This is a genomic window from Streptomyces sp. NPDC007901 (assembly GCF_042959465.1).
GTDB lineage: Bacteria > Actinomycetota > Actinomycetes > Streptomycetales > Streptomycetaceae > Streptomyces.
The window spans coordinates 622,492-641,744 of sequence record NZ_JBIBKW010000003.1; the positions used below are offsets into that span (position 1 = coordinate 622,492).

At 71.1% G+C, this 19,253-nt stretch carries 16 protein-coding genes; 10 read left to right on the forward strand and 6 right to left on the reverse strand.

What is annotated here, in order from left to right:
- Positions 1-69: 69 nt before the first annotated feature.
- The 5 genes from ACFZDK_RS13080 (at position 70) to ACFZDK_RS13100 (ending at position 5,153) form a co-directional block, all read left to right on the forward strand.
- A complete protein-coding gene (locus ACFZDK_RS13080) occupies positions 70-1,236 on the forward strand; it encodes a peptidoglycan bridge formation glycyltransferase FemA/FemB family protein (protein ID WP_390972078.1) in 1,167 nt (388 codons plus the stop codon).
- Positions 1,233-2,243, forward strand: a complete 1,011-nt coding sequence (locus ACFZDK_RS13085; protein WP_390972079.1) for an NAD(P)-dependent oxidoreductase — start codon at positions 1,233-1,235, stop codon at positions 2,241-2,243. The genes ACFZDK_RS13080 and ACFZDK_RS13085 overlap by 4 nt, the downstream gene beginning before the upstream one ends.
- A complete protein-coding gene (gene vanA, locus ACFZDK_RS13090; RefSeq protein WP_390972080.1) occupies positions 2,236-3,276 on the forward strand; it encodes a D-alanine--(R)-lactate ligase in 1,041 nt (346 codons plus the stop codon). The genes ACFZDK_RS13085 and vanA overlap by 8 nt, the downstream gene beginning before the upstream one ends.
- Entirely contained in the window at positions 3,273-3,881 is a 609-nt protein-coding gene (gene vanX / locus ACFZDK_RS13095; protein ID WP_390972081.1) for a D-Ala-D-Ala dipeptidase VanX, read from the forward strand. Before vanA ends, vanX begins: the two co-directional genes overlap by 4 nt.
- 63 nt (positions 3,882-3,944) lie before the next feature.
- Positions 3,945-5,153, forward strand: coding sequence for a cytochrome P450 (locus ACFZDK_RS13100; protein ID WP_390972082.1), 1,209 nt, complete (start codon positions 3,945-3,947; stop codon positions 5,151-5,153).
- 6 nt (positions 5,154-5,159) lie between these two features.
- Here ACFZDK_RS13100 and ACFZDK_RS13105 read toward each other — a convergent pair whose 3' ends face one another.
- The 4 genes from ACFZDK_RS13105 to ACFZDK_RS13120 form a co-directional block, all read right to left on the reverse strand.
- Positions 5,160-5,708, reverse strand: a complete 549-nt coding sequence (locus ACFZDK_RS13105) for a hypothetical protein (protein WP_390972083.1) — start codon at positions 5,706-5,708, stop codon at positions 5,160-5,162.
- A 119-nt stretch (positions 5,709-5,827) separates the two neighbouring features.
- Positions 5,828-6,040 carry a hypothetical protein gene (locus ACFZDK_RS13110; RefSeq protein WP_390972084.1) on the reverse strand — a complete coding sequence of 71 codons (213 nt, stop codon included), beginning with the start codon at positions 6,038-6,040 and terminating at the stop codon, positions 5,828-5,830.
- 228 nt (positions 6,041-6,268) lie between these two features.
- Positions 6,269-7,867 carry an ABC transporter permease gene (locus ACFZDK_RS13115; RefSeq protein ID WP_390972085.1) on the reverse strand — a complete coding sequence of 533 codons (1,599 nt, stop codon included), beginning with the start codon at positions 7,865-7,867 and terminating at the stop codon, positions 6,269-6,271.
- Positions 7,864-8,820, reverse strand: coding sequence for an ATP-binding cassette domain-containing protein (locus tag ACFZDK_RS13120; RefSeq protein ID WP_390972086.1), 957 nt, complete (start codon positions 8,818-8,820; stop codon positions 7,864-7,866). Before ACFZDK_RS13120 ends, ACFZDK_RS13115 begins: the two co-directional genes overlap by 4 nt.
- An 83-nt stretch (positions 8,821-8,903) precedes the next feature.
- Between ACFZDK_RS13120 and ACFZDK_RS13125 the strand changes: the two genes are divergently transcribed.
- A complete protein-coding gene (locus ACFZDK_RS13125; protein ID WP_390972087.1) occupies positions 8,904-9,398 on the forward strand; it encodes a MarR family transcriptional regulator in 495 nt (164 codons plus the stop codon).
- A gap of 60 nt (positions 9,399-9,458) precedes the next feature.
- Here ACFZDK_RS13125 and ACFZDK_RS13130 read toward each other — a convergent pair whose 3' ends face one another.
- On the reverse strand, positions 9,459-10,970 hold the full coding sequence (locus ACFZDK_RS13130) for an amino acid permease (protein WP_390972088.1): 1,512 nt from the start codon (positions 10,968-10,970) through the stop codon (positions 9,459-9,461).
- Positions 10,971-11,120: 150 nt separating this feature from the next.
- Between ACFZDK_RS13130 and ACFZDK_RS13135 the strand changes: the two genes are divergently transcribed.
- The gene (locus tag ACFZDK_RS13135; protein WP_390972089.1) at positions 11,121-12,509 is read left to right on the forward strand and encodes an ethanolamine ammonia-lyase subunit EutB; all 1,389 of its coding nucleotides are present in this window, start codon (positions 11,121-11,123) and stop codon (positions 12,507-12,509) included.
- Positions 12,506-13,261, forward strand: a complete 756-nt coding sequence (gene eutC, locus ACFZDK_RS13140; RefSeq protein WP_390972090.1) for an ethanolamine ammonia-lyase subunit EutC — start codon at positions 12,506-12,508, stop codon at positions 13,259-13,261. Before ACFZDK_RS13135 ends, eutC begins: the two co-directional genes overlap by 4 nt.
- 464 nt (positions 13,262-13,725) lie before the next feature.
- On the opposite strand, the gene ACFZDK_RS13145 is transcribed toward eutC, so the two are convergent.
- Positions 13,726-14,562, reverse strand: a complete 837-nt coding sequence (locus tag ACFZDK_RS13145) for a diacylglycerol kinase (protein WP_390972091.1) — start codon at positions 14,560-14,562, stop codon at positions 13,726-13,728.
- Positions 14,563-14,760: 198 nt separating this feature from the next.
- On the opposite strand from ACFZDK_RS13145, the gene ACFZDK_RS13150 reads away from it, so the two are divergent.
- Together ACFZDK_RS13150 and ACFZDK_RS13155 are read left to right on the forward strand one after the other, a co-directional pair.
- Positions 14,761-16,044 carry an adenylosuccinate synthase gene (locus ACFZDK_RS13150; protein WP_390972092.1) on the forward strand — a complete coding sequence of 428 codons (1,284 nt, stop codon included), beginning with the start codon at positions 14,761-14,763 and terminating at the stop codon, positions 16,042-16,044.
- Between the two features lie 135 nt (positions 16,045-16,179).
- Positions 16,180-19,253 (forward strand): tetratricopeptide repeat protein (locus ACFZDK_RS13155; protein WP_390972093.1); only part of this gene is annotated, 3,074 nt, incomplete at its 3' end.

Consider the following 19,253-nt stretch of genomic DNA (forward strand, 5'->3'; position numbering starts at 1 on the left):
CGGACCGTATCGTCGGCATATCGAAAACCGCATACGCGTCGGCAACACCCCGCCGCGTTGGCTGGCGCCATGCCCTCCAGCGAACCCGCCTTCACACCGGCCGGGCGGCCGGCACCGACCGTGGCGCCGATCGGCCCGGCCGAGCACCTGGCGTTCGTGCGGACACAGCGGTCGGTCAGCTTCCTCCAGACCCCGGCCTGGGGCCGCGTCAAGACCGAATGGCGCAGCGAGTCCCTCGGCTGGTACGACGGCCGGCGGCTGGTCGGCGCCGGGCTCGTCCTGCACCGCCCGGTGCCGCGCCTCGAACGCTACACGCTCGCCTATCTGCCCGAGGGCCCGGTCATCGACTGGACCGGCGACCTCACCGCCTGGCTCGACCCGCTCGCCGCGCACCTCAAGGCCCACGGCGCGTTCGCGATCCGGCTCGGCCCGCCGGTGCCCACGCACACCTGGAGCGCCGCCCAGGTCAAGGAGGGCATCGCCGACCCGGGCATCGGCCGGCTCACCGACCTCACCGGCCAGTGGGCCGACCCGGTCGGCGCCCGCGTCGCCGGCCGGCTCAGGGACACCGGCTGGCTGCCGCGGAGCCCCGAGGACGGCTTCGGGGTCGGGCATCCGCAGTTCAAGTACGAGCTCCCGCTGACCGGCCGGACCGAGGGCGAACTGCTCGGCGGCATGAACCAGCTCTGGCGCCGCAACCTCAGAAAGGCGGCCAGGGCGGGCGTCGAGGTCACGACCGGCGAGGCCACGGCAGGCGAAGACCTGAAGGCCTTCCACGACCTCTACGTCCACACCGCCGAGCGCGACCGCTTCACCCCCCGGCCGCTGCGCTACTTCGAGACCATGTTCGCGGAACTGGCCGCCGAGGACCCCGAACGCATCAGGCTCTACCTGGCCCGCCACCGGGGCGACCTGGTCGCCGCCGCCGTCCTGGTCCGCGTCGGCACCCACGCCTGCTACTCCTACGGCGCCTCCGCCACCGGGAAGCGCGAGGTGCGCGGCTCCAACGCCTGCCAGTGGGCGATGATCCGCGACTCACTGGCGGCCGGCTGCGACGTCTACGACCTGCGCGGCATCACCCCCACCCTGGACGCCGACGACCCGCACCTCGGGCTGATCCAGTTCAAGGTCGGCACCGGCGGCCGGGCCGTGCGGTACGTCGGCGAATGGGACCTGCCGCTGCGCCCGCTGGTCTACCGGGCCTTCGACCTCTACATGCGGCGGCGCGCGCGATGAGCCCGTATGCGCAGGCGTCGTCGTCCCCTTCCACGGTCCCGACCACCACGGGAATCACCGTCTACGGCTGCGGCCGGGACGAGGCCGTCCTGTTCCGGGAGCTGGCACCCCGATTCGGTGTGCTGCCGACCATCACCGAGGCGGCGGTCTCCGAGGCCACCGTCGAACTGGCCGTCGGGAACCGCTGCATCAGCGTCGGTCACAAGACCCGCGTCACGAATCCCACGCTGCTCGCACTCGGCCGGGCCGGTGTGGAGTACATCTCCACCCGGAGCATCGGGCGCAACCACATCGACGTGGCCTACGCGGAGCGCGTCGGCCTCACCGTCGGGAACGTCTCCTATTCACCCGACAGCGTGGCCGACTACACGCTGATGCTCATGCTGATGGCGGTGCGCCACGCGAGATCCGTCATCCGCCGTGCCGACGCGCACGACTACCGGCTGGGCGACGTACGCGGGAGGGAACTCCGCGATCTGACCGTCGGTGTGGTCGGAACAGGACGTATCGGTACGGCGGTCATGGAACGGCTACGGGGTTTCGGCTGCCGCGTACTCGCCTCCGGCAGCCGCCCCGAGGCCGCCGCCGGTCACGTACCGCTCGACGAACTCCTGCGGCTGAGCGACATCGTCACCCTCCACACCACGCTCAACGCGGACACCCACCATCTCCTGGACCGCCGACGCATCGCACAGATGAAGAACGGCGCGTTCGTCGTGAACACCGGACGCGGATCGCTCCTCGACACCGAGGCCCTCGTACCGGCACTGGAAAGCGGCCGGCTGGGCGGCGCGGCGCTGGACGTCGTCGAAGGGGAGGAAGGCGTGTTCTACACCGACCGCCGGAACAGACCCGTCGAGAACGCGACGCTGCTGCGACTGCACCGGCTGCCGAATGTGCTCATCAGTCCGCACACCGCCTATTACACGGACCACGCCCTGAGCGACACCGTCGAGAACAGTCTCGTCAACTGCCTGGAATTCGAAAGCGGGGAGCAGCATGGATAGGCTGAGGATCGGGGTCATATTCGGGGGAACTTCCGAGGAACACCCCGTCTCCGTCAAGTCCGCGCGAGAGGTCGCGAAAAACCTCGACACCGAGAAATACGAACCGTTCTGGATCGGGATCACGCGGTCCGGCGCCTGGAGGCTCTGCGACGGCCCCGGCGCGGACTGGGAGAACGGCGGTGGCCGGCCGGCCGTGCTGTCACCGGACCGGGGCGTCCGCGGACTGCTCGTCCTGGAGCGGGGGCGGTACGAGGAGATCGGCCTGGACCTCGTCCTGCCCGTGCTGCACGGCAGGTTCGGCGAGGACGGCGCGATGCAGGGCCTGCTGGAGCTCTCCGGCATCCCCTACGCAGGCTGCGACGTCCAGAGCTCCGCCCTTTGCATGGACAAGTCCCTCACCTACACCGTCGCCGGTGCCGCGGGCGTCGCGACGCCGGATTTCCGGGCCGTCACGGCGGGCGAGATCCCCGACCCCGGAGACCTCGCCTATCCCGTCTTCGTGAAGCCGGCCCGCTCCGGGTCCTCCTTCGGCGTCACCAAGGTGTCCTGCAAGGACGAGCTGGTGAGCGCCGTGGAAACCGCCCGGCAGTACGACGACAAGGTGCTGATCGAAGGGTCCGTCGTCGGCAGCGAGGTCGGCTGTGCCGTCCTCGGGAACGCTCCCGATCTCCTCGCGGGAGAGGTCGACCGCATCTCCCTGTCCCACGGCTTCTTCAGGATCCACCAGGAGCACGAGCCCGAGAGCGGCTCCGAGAACTCGACCCCCGTCGTGCCCGCCGACATCCCGGCACAGTCGCGCTCGCTGGTCCAGGAGACGGCGAAGGCCGTGTACCGCGCGCTGGGGTGCCGCGGGCTGTCCCGCGTGGACCTGTTCCTCAAGGACGACGGAACCGTGGTCCTCAACGAGGTCAACACCCTGCCCGGCCTGACCTCCTACAGCCGTTACCCGAGAATGATGGCGGCCGCCGGACTGCCGCTCGCCGAGGTGATCGACCGGGTCGTGTCGGCGGCACTGGCGGGGAAGACCCGATGAAGGACGGCTTCGTCTTCGTGGACGAGATGCTCCCCGGAATACGCTGGGACGCCAAGTACGCCACCTGGAACAACTTCACCGGAAAACCGGTGGACGGATACACGGCCAACCGGATCGTCGGCACGAAGGCGTTGTGCGCGGCCCTGGAAAAAGCCCGGCAAGAGGCCGGTTCCCTCGGTTTCGGCCTGCTCCTCTGGGACGGTTACCGCCCGCAACGCGCCGTCGACTGCTTTCTCCGCTGGGCGGCACAGCCGGAGGACGGCCGGACGAAGCCACGGCACTATCCGAACCTCGACCGACCCGAGATGTTCGAGATGGGCTATGTGGCCGCTCGGTCGGGCCACAGCCGGGGCAGCACCGTCGACCTGACGCTCTACCACCTGGCCACCGGTGAACTCGCCCCCATGGGCGGCGACCACGATCTGATGGATCCGATCTCCCACCACGGAGCGACCGGTATCACCCCGACCGAGGCGAGAAACCGTCGATATCTCTGCTCCGTCATGGAGGACTGCGGATTCGACCGGTACGACCACGAATGGTGGCACTACACACTGAGAAGCGAGCCCTACCCGGACACCTACTTCGACTTTCCCATCACGTAGTCGAGCCCCGCCCTGCTGAGACACCCCTGGTCAGGAGCGGGACCGTCGGTCTAACGTCCGTCCATGGCAGCCTTCGACCCCTGGGACCCGGACTTCCTCGCCGACCCGTACCCCTCCTACGCCGAGCTCCGCGCCCGGGGCCGGGTGCAGTACTTCGAGCCCACGCACCAGTGGCTGGTTCCGCACCACGCCGACGTCTCGGCGCTGCTGCGGGACCGGCGCCTCGGGCGGACGTACCAGCACCGGTTCACGCACGAGGACTTCGGGCGGACCGCACCCCCGCCGGAGCACGAGCCGTTCCACACGCTCAACGACCACGGCATGCTCGACCTCGAACCGCCGGACCACACCCGCATCCGTCGCCTGGTGTCGAAGGCCTTCACCCCGCGCACGGTCGAGCAGCTCAGGCCGTACGTCGCCCGGCTCGCCGGAGAGCTCGTCGACGCGCTGGTCGAGAAGGGCGGCGGCGACCTGCTCACCGACGTCGCCGAACCGCTCCCGGTCGCCGTCATCGCCGAGATGCTGGGCATCCCGGAGGCGGACCGGGCCCCGCTGCGGCCCTGGTCGGCGGACATCTGCGGGATGTACGAGCTGAACCCGTCCGAGGACACGGCGGCCAGGGCGGTGCGCGCGAGCACCGAGTTCTCCGACTACCTGCTGGGGCTGATCGCCGAGCGGCGCAAGCACCCCGGCGACGACCTGATCTCCGGGCTCATCGCCGCGCACGACGAGGACGACGACCGGCTCACCGAGCAGGAGATGATCTCCACCGCCGTCCTGCTCCTCAACGCCGGCCACGAGGCCACCGTCAACGCCACGGTCAACGGCTGGTACGCCCTCTTCCGTAACCCCGCCCAGCTCGCCGCCCTGCGCGCCGACCACTCCCTGATCCCCACCGCGATCGAGGAGCTGATGCGCTACGACACCCCGCTCCAGCTCTTCGAGAGGTGGGTGCTGGACGACATCGAGATCGACGGGACCACGATCCCGAGGGGCTCCGAGGTCGCCATGCTCTTCGGCTCCGCCAACCACGACCCCGAGGTCTTCGCCGCCCCCGAGGAACTCGACCTCACCCGCAAGGAGAACCCGCACATCTCCTTCTCCGCCGGTATCCACTACTGCATCGGCGCCCCGCTGGCCCGTATCGAGCTCGCGGCCTCGATGACCGCGTTGTTGGGGAAGGCGCCGACGCTGAGCCTGGGCGGGGAGCCGCTGCGCAAGCCCAACTTCGTCATCAGGGGGCTGGAGGGGCTCCGGGTGGACGTGGCCTAGCCGACCTCAGGACGCCCCCAGGCCGCGGGCCGCGAGCTGGACCTCCCGGACCGCGCCCGGGGGTTCGAGGATCATGAAGCCCGCCTCCTCGCCCCTGTGGTAGACCTTCAGGCGCGGCCCGTCGACGGTCAGCCGCAGTTCGGCCCAGGGATGGGACCACAGCAGGTTGGAGTGCTCCCAGAGCTGAAGGCGGCGGGAGGTCAGCAGCAGTTGGAAGGGCGGGTTCTCGTACGGAGTCGGGCCGCGCCCGGGGGTGAACGGCGGCCGTACGGTGTAGGTGCTGAGCAGTTGCTCGCCCGGTTCGAGCGTCTCCGCACGGAGGGCGTTCTCCCGGCCGGTCTTCGCCCCCGCCCACCCGGCGAACGCGCCGCACACCAGGGTGAACGGCACGACGAGCCACCAGGGGATGCCCTGGGACACCCCCTTGACGCTGTCGACCGCGACGGTCGCGGCCGCGAGACAGACGGCCGTGGCGGCACCGTACACGGCGGCCCGGCGCATCCGCCGCCGACGTCCGTCCTCCGAAGTGCCGTGCTCCGCCCGCTGCCGTGCCATGTGGGCTCCCCCTCCACGTCGTACACGTGTATACGGAGGCGGCCTGTCCGTCCCGCAACGTGGTGGAAGACTCGGCGGAGTGCCCGACGGTTGCGCCGTACATGGACTTGTCTCCGGAGTCAGAGGCGCCGGACCAGGGCCCAGACGGCGAGCGCTGCGGCGGTGCCACCGAGGACGGCCGGCGGGAGTTCGGCGTAGAGGACGCTGAAGTCCGGGGCCTGTTCGAAGCGCCACAGCCGCGACCGGACGTCGACCGCCCACACCGCGAGTCCCGCCCCTGCTCCGACCGCCGCCGTCAGACAGCCCGCCGCGGCCTGTGTGCGTTGTCCCATGCCAGGGAGGGACGTGCGCGGACCGCCCGGAGGTTCCCGTCCACCCGCCACCCGCCACCCGCCACCCGGCACCCGGCACCCGGCACCCGGCACCCGCGAGCCGCCAGCCGCCTGCCGCCACCCGCGAGCCGCCAGCCGCCACCCGGCACCCGCCACCCGCGAGCCGCCAGCCGCCCAGCCGGTCGGGAGCCCGCCCGCCCACCGCCCGCCCACCGCCCGCCCGGCCGGTCAGGCCGTCAGGTCCCGGCGGCGTAGTCCCGTCAGGCCCGCAGCCGTCAACCCCACGGCCAGAGCCAGCAGGACCAGCACCGGTGTCCACGCCATCTCCCCGCCCGGCAGCTTCGGGAGGTGGCCGAAGGGGGAGAGGTCGAGGACGAGTTGCGGGGCGTTCAGGGCCGGGCCCACCCAGCTGATGAGGAGGACCGCCACCGCCACTCCCCAGGCGGCCGGGGCCAGGCGGGGAGCCGCGCCGTACAGGAGCACCGCCAGGCCGCCGATCACCCACACCGCCGGGAGCTGCACCAGGCAGGCGCCGACGATGGGGCCCACCTCCTTGCCGTAGCCGACCGCGAAGCCCGCCGAGGCCAGCAGCATGATCAGGGCCGAGCCGCCGAAGGCGATCGTCAGATGGCCGGCCGCCCAGCGCGGTCGGCTCACCGCGCAGGCCAGCAGGGGTTCGGCACGGCCCGAGGTTTCCTCGCCGTTCAGGCGGAGGACGGATGCCACGACGTACAGCGCGGCGATCAGACCCAGCATGCCGACCATTGAGGCGACGAACGCGTCGGTCAACCCGCTCTGGCCGCCCATCCGCTCGAAGATCTCGCGGGCGTTCTGGTTGTCGCCGACCAGGTCGGCCGCCCCCTCGGTCAGACCGCCGTAGATCACCCCGGCCAGGAAGAAGCCGAGCGACCAGCCGAGCACCCCGCCCCGCTGGAGCCGCCAGGCGAGTGCGGCCGTGGTGCCGAGGCGGCCGGTGGCCGGGCCGGGGCGGGCAGGGAAGAAGCTCATGCCCAGGTCACGGCGACCGGCCAACACGTAGGCCACTGCGGCCTGTACCAGCACCGACGCCGCGAAGAGGAGCAGTACCCACCAGCGTGCGGCGGCGAAGGGACGGAGGTTCTCCAGCCAGCCGAGGGGGGAGAGCCAGGTCCACACCGACGAGCCTCCCCCAGTGCCGAAAGCCTGGGAGGTGCCCCCAGTCGTCGCCGAGTCGCCCGCCGCGCGCAGCACGAACGCCGCGCCCAGGACCCCCGACGTCAGCCCCCGCGCCAGCCGCGCGCTCTCCGTCAGCTGCGCCACGATCGCCGCCGTCGTCGCGAAGACCATGCCGACGGCGCCGAGGCCGAGCCCCAGGGCCAGCGCCCCGGCCGTGCCCTGCCCGGACAGTCCGGCGGCGACCAGCAGGGCCAGTACCCCGTTCGCCACGGCCGCCGCCAGCAGGGCCGCCGTCAGCGACGCCCGGCGGCCCACCGCACCCGAGGCCAGCAGTTCCGCGCGGCCGGTCTCCTCCTCGTCACGGGTGTGCCGTACGACGACGAGCAGGCTGGTGACGGCCGCGAGCAGCCCGGCGTACACGCCCACCCGCCAGGCCGTCAGACCGCCGAGCGAGGTGTCGAAGAGCGGGCCGATCAGGGCGCGGAAGGAGGCGTTGGTGTCCACCTGCCGTACCAGGTCGGCACGTTCGGCGTCCGTGCCGTACAGGCCCTTCAGGGTGTTCGGCATGGAGAGGACCATCAGCGTGTTCACCGCGATCCACACCGGGGTGGTCACGCGGTCCCGGCGCAGGGCGAAGCGCAGCAGGGTGCCGGTGCCCGTGAGGGTGGTCATCGGGCCGCCACCCGCTCGGTGTCGTCCTGGTAGTGGCGCAGGAAGAGCTCCTCCAGGGTCGGGGGCGTGGAGGTGAGGGAGCGCACGCCGGTCTCGGACAGCGAGCGGAGTACGGCGGTGAGCTGGTCGGTGTCGACCTGGAGGCGGATCCGGTGGCCCTGGACGTCGAGGTCGTGGACGCCGGGCAGGCGGGCCAGGCCGTTGGGGGGACCGGCGAGTTCGGCGGTCACGCTGGTGCGGGTGAGGTGGCGCAGGTCGGCGAGCGAACCGGACTCGACGGTGCGGCCGGCGCGGATGATGCTGACCCGGTCGCAGAGCTCCTCGACCTCGCTGAGGATGTGCGAGGAGAGCAGGACCGTACGGCCCCGGTCGCGCTCCTCCTCCACACAGCGCCGGAAGACCTCCTCCATGAGGGGGTCGAGGCCGGAGGTCGGTTCGTCGAGGATCAGCAGGTCCACGTCGGAGGCGAAGGCGGCGACCAGGGCGACCTTCTGGCGGTTGCCCTTGCTGTACGTGCGGCCCTTCTTGGTGGGGTCCAGCTCGAACCGGTCGATCAGGTCCGCGCGGCGGGCGGGGTCCAGGCCGCCCGCCCGTCGCCCACCACCACCCTGCCTGACGCGCTTCGCGCGGCCCCCTTGACGCAACCGGCCGTAGAGGTCGATGACCTCGCCGCCGGAGAGGTTGCGCCACAGGGTCACGTCCCCGGGGACGTAGGCGATCCGGCGGTGCACGTCCACTGCGTCCGTCCAGGGGTCGCGGCCCAGGACCTGCGCGGCGCCCGAGTCGGCGCGCAGCAGGCCGAGCAGGACCCGGATGGTCGTGGACTTGCCGGCGCCGTTGGGGCCGAGGAAGCCGTGCACCTCACCGGCCTCGACGTCCAGGTCGAGGCCGTCCAGGGCCTGGGTGCGGCCGAAGGACTTGTGGAGCCCGGCGACCGTGATTGCCTTCGTCATGCTTCAGAACGTACGCTTTCTTCAGAAGATTGTGAAGTTAAGGAAGCGTAGAAACAAAGTGAAGCGCCGATAGGCTGGTGACCATGACTACGGATGCGGCGGGGCGCGACCAGGAGGCGGTCTCGAGGTTCGTGGAGAGCTTCGCGGCGCAGCTCGTCGAGGCCGGGATGCAGCGCATGCCGGCCCGGATCTTCGCGGCCCTGCTGTCCTCCGACTCGGGCACCCTGACCTCGGCCGAACTGGGGGAGCAGCTCCAGGTCAGCCCGGCGGCGGTGTCCGGCGGGGTGCGCTACCTCGCCCAGCAGCACATGGTCGCGCGGGAGCGGGAACCGGGCTCGCGGCGGGAGCGGTACCGGGTGCACAGCAACCAGTGGTACGAGGCGCTCACCAACCGGGAGGCCGTGATCAAGCGGTGGGAGGGCGCGCTGCGGGAGGGCGTGGCGAGTCTCGGCCCCGAGACCCCGGCGGGGCGGCGGATGGCCGAGACGCTCGCGTTCTTCGAGTTCGTGGACGGGGAGGTCGTCGAGATGATGGAACGGTGGCGGGTGCACCGCGACCGCCTCTTCGGCACGGACTGACCCCGCCTCGGGGAGGGCGGACCGGCTCGGCCCGCCCCGCCCGGCACTACCGCTCCCCGGTCACCGCTCCCTGGTCTCCTCCAGCACCGTCCGTCCCAGCAGCGCGTACCGCTCGGGTGCGCGGTGCTTGAGGTACTGGGCGTAGCCGATGCCGGTCGCCGCGACCAGGGCCACCAGCCACGGGGTCGCCTTCAGCAGCAGCGACCCGGACTCCGCGCCGGCCGCGACGCCCATGTTGGACACCAGCAGGACGACCACGGCAAGCATCGCGATCCCGCCGATCAGCGGGGCGGTGAAGGTCTTGAACCAGTGCCGGCTCTCGGGGTGGTTCTTGCGGAAGTAGGCGAGGACAGCGAAGGAGCAGACCGCCTGCACGACCAGGATCGCCATGGTGCCGAGGATGGCGAGCAGGACGTAGAGGGCGTTGTACGGGTCCTTGCCCGCGGCCCAGAAGGCGGCGATCAGCACGGCGGAGACGACCGTCTGCACCAGGCCCGCGATGTGCGGGGAGCCGTGCTCGGCGTGCGTACGGCCGATCGTGCGCTGGAGCTTCGGGAGGACGCCCTCGCGGCCCAGCGCGTACATGTAGCGGGCGGCGCAGTTGTGGAAGGCCATGCCGCAGGCCAGCGAGCCGGTGATCATCAGCCACTGCATCACGACGACCGCCCAGTGGCCGACGTAGTGCTCGGTCGGGTTGAAGAAGAGGGCGAGCGGGTTCGCGGAGGAGGCCGCCTTCACCGCCTCCGTCTCGCCGTTGCCGATGATGGCCATCCAGGAGACGAAGACGTAGAAGACGCCGACGCCGAGGACCGAGATCATCGTCGCCTTGGGGATGATCTTCTTCGGGTCGCGGGACTCCTCGCCGTACATCGCCGTCGACTCGAAGCCGACCCACGACCAGAAGGCGAAGAAGAGCCCGAGCCCGGCGGACGTGCCCTTGAAGGCGTTGACGGGGTTGACCGGCCCGAAGGTGAAGCCGTGCGGGCCGCCGCCGTGCAGGGCGACGGAGATCGCCATCGCCGCGAGGACGGTGACCTCGGTGCCGAGGAGCACGACGAGGAGCTTCTCGGCGACCGAGACCCCGAACCAGGTGCCGGTCGCGTTGATGGCGAGCATCAGGATCGCGAAGGCCCACCAGGGGATGTCGAGGCCGGTCTGGTCCTTGAGCGTGGTGTTGGCGAAGACCGAGAAGATGCCGATCAGGGCCGGTTCGAAGACGACGTACGCGAAGGTCGCGAGGAGGCCGGAGGCGAGGCCGACGGTGCGGCCGAGGCCGTAGGAGATGAAGCCGTAGAAGGCGCCGGTGGAGGTGATGTGCTTGGCCATCGACGTGAAGCCGACGGAAAAGATCGCCAGGACGACCATTGCGACCAGATAGCTGGCCGGGGCGCCGATGCCATTGCCCGACGAGACCATGAAGGGCACGTTGCCTGTCATCGCGGTGATCGGCGCGGCCGTCGCGACGGCCATGAACACCACGCCCAGCAGGCCGATGGCGTTGGGCTTGAGCCGGTGAACGGCCTTGTCCTCACTGGTGTTCGCCGCTGGGGCGACTCCCTCGTCCACTGCCATCGGGATGGCCCCTCTCCTGGTGGTCCGGTGCGGTACTGGACGGGAACTCTGTAGTCCGAATGAGTCGGCCAAGGGTCTCGGTGCGTTAAATGTTTGTCAACCAGACCTTTAGAAATCTGGCGGCAACACGCCCCTCGTACGGTCGCCGCCATGAGCACGTACACCGCCACCCTCGGCGGCCACCGCCACCGGTTCGGCTCGCTCGCCCGGCTGCTGGCCGCCGCGAGCCCGGAACGCTCCGGCGACCGGCTGGCCGGCCTCGCCGCCGCCTCCGCCCAGGAGCGGGTCGCGGCCCGCTGGGCGCTGGCCGAGGTGCCGCTCACCCGGTTCCTGGCCGAGCCGGTGATCCCGTACGAGGACGACGACGTGACCCGGCTGATCGTGGACACCCACGACCCCGTGGCGTTCGCGCCGGTCGCCGGGCTGACGGTCGGCGAGTTCCGCGAGTGGCTGCTCTCGGACGCGGCGGACGCGGCCGCCCTCGCCGCCGTCGCCCCCGGGCTCACCCCGGAGATGGTCGCCGCGGTGTCCAAGCTGATGGGCAACGCCGACCTGGTGGCCGTCGCCCGCAAGGTCCGGGTCGTCACCGCCTTCCGCTCCACCATCGGCCTCCCCGGCCGGATCGCCACCCGCCTCCAGCCCAACCACCCCACCGACGACCCGGCCGGCGTCGCCGCCGCCCTCCTCGACGGCCTCCTGCTCGGCTCCGGCGACGCGGTGATCGGCATCAACCCGGCCACCGACAGCCCCCGTGCGGTCCGCGACCTGCTGGACCTCCTGGACGGCGTGATCAGCCGCTACGCCATCCCCACCCAGTCCTGCGTCCTGTGCCATGTCACGACGAGCGTGGACCTGATGGAACGCGGCGCCCCGGTGGACCTGGTCTTCCAGTCCATCGCGGGCACCCAGGCCGCGAACGCCTCCTTCGGCGTGACGCTGGGCCTGCTCGACGAGGCGTACGAGGCGGCACGGGCGCTCGGCCGGGGCACGGTCGGCGACAACGTCATGTACTTCGAGACCGGCCAGGGCAGCGCCCTGTCGGCCGACGCGCACCACGGCGTCGACCAGCAGACGGTGGAGGCACGGGCGTACGCGGTGGCCCGCCGCTACGACCCGCTGCTCGTCAACACCGTCGTCGGCTTCATCGGCCCGGAGTACCTCTACGACGGCCGCCAGATCCTGCGCGCCGCCCTGGAGGACCACTTCTGCGGCAAACTCCTCGGCCTGCCCATGGGCCTGGACATCTGCTACACCAACCACGCCGACGCGGACGACGACGACATCGCGACGATGCTCACCATGCTGGGCGTGGCCGGCGCCTCCTTCGTGATCTGCACCCCGGGCGGCGACGACATCATGCTCAACTACCAGTCCGCCTCCTACCACGACGCGCTCTACCTGCGCGAGGTGCTGGGCCTGCGCCCGGCGCCCGAGTTCGAGGCGTGGCTGGCGTCGATCGGGCTGCTGGACGAGAACGGCGGCCTGCGCGAGGTCAGCGGCCATCCGCTGACGGCCATCGGAAGGGAACTGGTCGCATGACCGAGCCGACGACCGTCGCGTCCGACGAACTGTGGCCGCTGCTGCGCCGGCACACCCAGGCCAGGATCGGCCTCGGCCGCTCCGGCTCCGCCCTCCCCACCCGCCACCGCCTCGGCCTCCAGGCCGCCCACGCGGCGGCCCGGGACGCGGTGCACTCGCCGTTCGACCCCGACCTGATCGCCGCCGAACTGACCGGTGTGCCGACGGTACGGGTCCGCAGCGCGGCGGGTGACCGGCTCACGTACCTCCAGCGCCCCGACCTGGGGCGCCGCCTCGACCCCACGGACCGCGCCCACCTCCCGGTCGGCCCCTGGGACGTGGTCTTCGTCGTCGCCGACGGGCTCTCCAGCCGGGCGGTGCACGACCACGCGGCGGCGGTGCTCCGGGCGACGGCGGCCCGGCTGGCGGGCTGGCGGATCGCCCCGGTCGTCCTGGCCGAACAGGCCCGCGTGGCCCTCGGCGACGACATCGCCCACGCCATGGACGCCGCGATGGCCGTCGTCCTGGTCGGCGAACGCCCCGGGATGTCCGCGGCGGACTCCCTCGGCGCGTACCTGACCTACCGGCCCGTCCCGGGAGTGACGACGGACGCCGACCGCAACTGCCTCTCCAACATCCGCCCCCCGCTGGGCCTGCCGTACGAGGCCGCGGCGGCGAAACTGGCCGCGCTCATGGGCAGGGCGCGGGAGCTGGGCCTGACCGGGGTGGCGCTCAAGGACGAGTCGGACGGGCCGGCACCGCTGGAGGGGTGAGCGCGGGCCCGGTACGGCCCGTGTCCTGCCGGTCGGTACGGCTCGCGTCCTGCCGGTCGGTACGGCTCGCGTCCTGCCGGTCGGTACGGCTCGCGTCCTGCCGGTCGGTACGGCCCGCGTCCCGCCGGTTGGCACGGCCCGCGTCCCGCCGGTTGGCACGGCCCGCGTCCTGCCGGTCGGTACGGCCCGTGTCCTGCCGGTTGGCACGGCCCGTGTCCTGCCGGTTGGCACGGCCCGTGTCCTGCCGGTTGGCACGGCCCGTGTCCTGCCGGTCGGTACGGCCCGTGTCCTGCCGGTCGGTACGGCTCGCGTCCTGCCGGTCGGTACGGCTCGCGTCCTGCCGGTCGGTACGGCTCGCGTCCTGCCGGTCGGTACGGCCCGTGTCCTGCCGGTTGGCACGGCCCGTGTCCTGCCGGTCGGTACGGCCCGCGTCTCGCCGGTCGGCACGGCCCGCGTCCCGCCGCTCAGGACGGCGGCACCGTGAGCCCCCAGGCGCCCTCGACCACCCGCCACGTCCGCCGTCGTACCGGCCCCGCCACCGTCACGTCCGCCCGGTAGCGGAAATCCGACCCCGCCACCGTCACCGTCCGCCCGGCGGCCCGCACCGGGGTCGCCTCCGCGCCCACCGACAGCGGGCGCACCTCCACCTCGGCCAGGCCGCCGCGGCCGCCCGGGGTCACGGACACCCTCTCCACCGGCTGGTCCAGGTCGACCACCGTCTCGCCGTCGACCTCGATCCGCAGCCGCGCGGGGCCGGGGCGGGGCACCGCCGGGGCCGGGCGGGCGCCCAGGGACCGTACGAGGTGCTGGTACGGCCGCAGCCAGCCGCGCGCCCCTACCGGTTCCGGAGCCTCGGCAAGGGCCGCCAGCGGCGGGATCCGCAGCGCGCCCAGCACCACCCCGTCGCTGTCGTCGACGAGGAGATCCCGCCGGCGTTCCACCCCGTCCAGGACCGCCCGGGCCGCCGCCACCGCACCGTCGGGCACGCCCAGCGCGTGCGCGACGCCCAGCGTGCCGCCCACCGGGACCATGGACAGCACACATCCGGCCAGCTCCCGCTGCCGGTGCAACAGGGTCACCGCACGCACCAGAGCGCCGTCGTCGCCCACCACCACCGGGCGCCGCGAGCCCCTGCGGGCCAGTACGCGGGCGAATTCCTCGGGGCCGTCCGGCATGCACACCTTCGTGGCCGCACCCGCGCTGAGCACGTCTTTCGCGATCCGGACGGATTCACCGTCCCTTTCCCATGCCGCCGGATCGATGATCACGAGCAGCTGATCGGACGTCGCGAATGTCGCCACCTCGGTCGTGCCTCGCTTCCTCGGGTAGCATCACTGTGCAAGAGCCCCTTGCGCTATTGCGCCAGGGGCTTCGTCTATTCCGGGGCATCCGGGTCCGACGGTTGTGCGGCCAACGACGGCCGCGGTGGTACGCGGCGACGAACCTTACGCGTACGCCCCTGACCTTGGACATGCCCCGCCCGGAAGGGGTGTACGCGCGTGCCCGCACTTGTGCTGCTCGGTGCTCAGTGGGGTGACGAAGGCAAGGGAAAGGCGACGGACCTGCTAGGCGGATCCGTCGACTACGTGGTGCGTTACCAGGGCGGCAACAACGCCGGTCACACGGTCGTCGTCGGCGACCAGAAGTACGCACTGCACCTGCTCCCTTCCGGAATCCTCTCGCCTACTTGTGTCCCGGTCATCGGCAACGGAGTCGTCGTCGACCCGTCGGTCCTGCTCTCCGAGCTGAGCGGTCTGAACGAGCGTGGCGTCGACACGTCCAAGCTCCTCATCAGCGGCAACGCGCACATCATCACGCCGTACAACGTGACCGTCGACAAGGTGACGGAACGCTTCCTCGGGAAGCGGAAGATCGGCACGACCGGGCGCGGCATCGGTCCCACCTACGCGGACAAGATCAACCGCGTCGGCATCCGGGTCCAGGACCTCTACGACGAGTCGATCCTGACCCAGAAGGTCGAGGCGGCCCTCGACGTCAAGAACCAGATGCTGACCAAGCTCTACAACCGGCGCGCCATCGCCGTCGAGCAGGTCGTCGAGGAGTTGCTGGCCTACGCGGAGAAGCTCGCTCCGTACGTCGCCGACACGGTCCTGGTCCTCAACCAGGCCCTGGAGGACGACAAGGTCGTGCTCTTCGAGGGCGGCCAGGGCACGCTGCTCGACATCGACCACGGCACGTACCCCTTCGTCACCTCCTCCAACCCGACGGCCGGCGGCGCCTGCACCGGCTCCGGGGTCGGCCCGACGAAGATCAGCCGGGTCATCGGCATCCTCAAGGCGTACACGACCCGCGTCGGCGCCGGCCCGTTCCCGACCGAGCTCTTCGACGCGGACGGCGAGGCGCTGCGGAGGATCGGCGGCGAGCGGGGCGTCACCACCGGCCGGGACCGCCGCTGCGGCTGGTTCGACGCCGTCATCGCCCGCTACGCGACCCGCGTGAACGGCCTCACCGACTTCTTCCTCACCAAGCTCGACGTCCTCACCGGCTGGGAGCAGATCCCGGTCTGTGTCGCGTACGAGATCGACGGCAAGCGCGTCGAGGAACTCCCGTACTCCCAGACCGACTTCCACCACGCGAAGCCGATCTACGAGACCCTGCCGGGCTGGTCCGAGGACATCACCAAGGCCAAGTCCTTCGCGGACCTCCCGAAGAACGCCCAGAACTACGTCAAGGCGCTGGAGGACATGTCCGGCGCCCCGATCTCCGCGATCGGCGTGGGCCCGGGCCGCGACGAGACGATCGAGATCAACTCGTTCCTCTGAGCGCTTCCGGTTTTCCCGTTCCGCGCCCCTGGTCCGGCTTCCACCGACCGGGGCGCGGTCGCTTTCCCCCTGCGGTTGTCGCCCTGGTGTATCTCGTACCGGTTGACGGCATCCTAGAGCCAGGGGGTGGTGCGGATGCCGGAGAAGGGGCTGTCCCGCCAGGAGGTGAACCGGCGACGCCGGCACAGCGGCTTCGTCGGCAGGCACAGAGAGCTGACCGGATTCCAGGACAACCTCGCGCGAGATCCGGAAAGTGACGCCTTCCAGTACCTGTTCCATGTACATGGCCATGCCGGCGTGGGCAAAACGTCTTTGGTTCGCCAGTGGGAGGCGGCAGCCCGCGAGTCGGGGGCGGTGACCGCCTATATCGACGACGACGTGCACAGCGTCGTCGAGGCCATGGCGGCGATCAGCGCCCAGTTCGCCCGGCAGGGGGTGACCCTGAAGGGGTTCGAGAAGCTGCTGGCGGCCTACCGGCAGCGTCGGCACGAAGCGGAGAACTCCGCGAGCGACGGCCAGCCCGCGGACACGGCGGCCGTCGGCCCGTCGACCACTGGCACGCTCCTGGCCCAGGGGAGCCTCTTCGGTCTGGGACTGCTGCCCGGCATGGGCCCGATCGCCGGTGCCATGGACCCGCAGCAACTGGCGCAGGGCGCTGATCGCGTGCGCGCCGCACTGGCCGCCAAGTTCCGCAATCACTCCGACGTCCATCTGGTGATGTCGCCGGTGCGGGTGCTCACCCCGGTCTTCCTCGAAGACTTCGCCGAGGTGGCCGGACAACGACCGCGCGTGGTGCTGTTCTTCGACGTGTTCGAGCGGACCGGCCCCGTGCTGACCGAGTGGCTGCGGGATGTCCTGGTCGGGGACGAGTACCTGGAGCTGCCCACCAATGTCGTGGCCGTCCTGGCAGGCCAGGGGGAACTCGACCGTCGGTACTGGGGAGATCACCTGGATCTCGTGACGAAGGTGCCGCTGGGCGTGTTCACCGAGGACGAGACCCGCCAGCTGCTGGCTGTGCGGGGCATCACCAACGAGGACGTCATCCAGGTCATCTTCCGCCTCACCGGCCGGCTTCCGGTTCTCGTCGCCACTCTTGCGCAGAACCGCCCCCAGGACTCCGACGAGGTCGGCGATCCCTCCGACACCGCCGTCGAGCGGTTCCTCAAGTGGATAACCGACCCCGACCAGCAGGCGGCCGCCCGGGCCTGCGCCCTGCCCCTGCAGTTGGACGAGGACATCTTCCGTGTCATCGTCCCCGACACGGTCGCCGGCCAGTACGCGTGGCTTCGCAGTCTGCCGTTCGTCACCGGGCAGGCCGGTCGCTGCCGGTACCACGACGTCGTCCGCTCTCCGATGCTCCGTCTGCAACGCACCCAGTCGCCCGCCCGCTGGCGGCAACAGCACGCGCACCTGGCCCGCGCCTACCAGGAACGGCGCCAGACGCTGGAGGAGACCCTCCCCTCCGGCAGGTTCTGGGAGGACACCGCCTGGCGAGAACACCGGCTCAACGAGACCTACCACCACCTGTGCGCGCATCCTCGCCAGGCCCTGGCCGACGCCCTCCGCGACGTCATGCAGGCCTGCGACGAAGGACCCGCCCTGTTGCGGCGCTGGGTCCAGATGCTGGTGCAGGCAAGCCAGGACGCCGATGCGGCACCCCTCATTGACTGGGTGCGCGGCCTGCAGTTCTCGTCGGCGCAGACAGACGAAAGCACCGTCGTTTTCAACACGCTGACGAGGCTGCTGACGGCACCGGAGCTCACCCCGTCCGATCGTGCCCTCGCCCACACCCTGCGCGGCCGCGAGCACCGCAACGCCCTCCGATACGAACAGGCGCTGGCCGAGTACGCCTCGGCACTGGCGGCCGACCCCGACCTGGCCCGCGCTCACTACGGCCGTGGCGAAACACTCCGTCAGATGGGCCGTAACGACGAGGCCCTCACGGAACTCGACCGCGCCCTTGAACTCGAGCCGGCCGACTCCTGGACCCACTCCAGCCGTGGAGAGGCCTGTCTGGCCCTGGGCCGTCACGATGAGGCGCTCGCCGACTTCGACCGTGCCATCGAACTCGAGCCCAAGGACGCCTGGGCCCTCGTCGGCCGCGGCAAGACACACCTGACCCTGGGCCGTCACAACGAGGCTCTCGCCGACTACGACCGCGCCGTCGAAGGCAACTCCACCCTCCCCTGGGTGACGACCAGCCGGGGCCAGGCGTACCAGGTGATGATGCGCTACGACGAGGCCCTCGCCGACTTCGGCCGGGTCCTCGCCGCCAACAACGCCGATACCTGGGTGCTCAGCTGCCGCGGCGAGACCTATGTGGCCATGGGGCGTTATGACGAGGCCCTGGCCGACTACGACCGCGCCATCGAGCTCGACAGCACCGCTGCCTGGGTCGTCGCCGGACATGGGGAGGTTCTCCGGTTGCTGGGGCGCTACGAGGAGGCTCTGGCGGACTTCGACCGCGCCCTTGAACTCGACGGCAACTCTGCTCTGGCCCTGGCCAATCGCGGCCAGACCTACCAGGTACTCGGCCGCTACGAGGAGGCTCTGGCCGATCTCAACCGCGCTGTCGAACTCGACGACACCTTCGCCTTCGCCATCTCGGCCCGCGGCGAAACCCACCGTCTGATGGCTCGCCATGACGAGGCACTCGCCGACTTCGACCGTGCCCTCGGGTTGGACGATGCCCTTGCCTGGGCCGTTGCCAGCCGTGCCCAGACCTACCAGGCCATGGGCGACCATGATCGGGCCCTGGCCGACTTCGACCGTGCCCTCGGGTTGGACGGCGCCCTTGCCTGGGCCGTTGCCGGCCGTGCCGAGACTCACCAGGCCGTGGGCCGCTACGACGAGGCCATCGCCGACTACACGCGCGCCATCGAAGCCAACGCGAACCCGGCCTGGATCGTCGGCCGAGGTGAGAACCACGCACTGAGTGGCTGCTTTGAGGAAGCGCTCGCCGACTTCGACCGCGCCGTCGACCTCGACGACACGTTCGCCTGGGCCCTCACCTGCCGGGGCGAAACGTACCAACTGATGGGCCGTCTCGACGAGGCCCTTGCCGACTTCGACCGCTCGATCGACCTCGACCGTGACGACCCCGTGGCCCTGGGCAGTCGTGGCCAGACCCGCCAGGCTCTCGGGCTTCTCGACGAGGCTGTCGCGGACTTCGACCGGGCCTTGGAGCTCGCCCCCGACGTCGCGTGGGT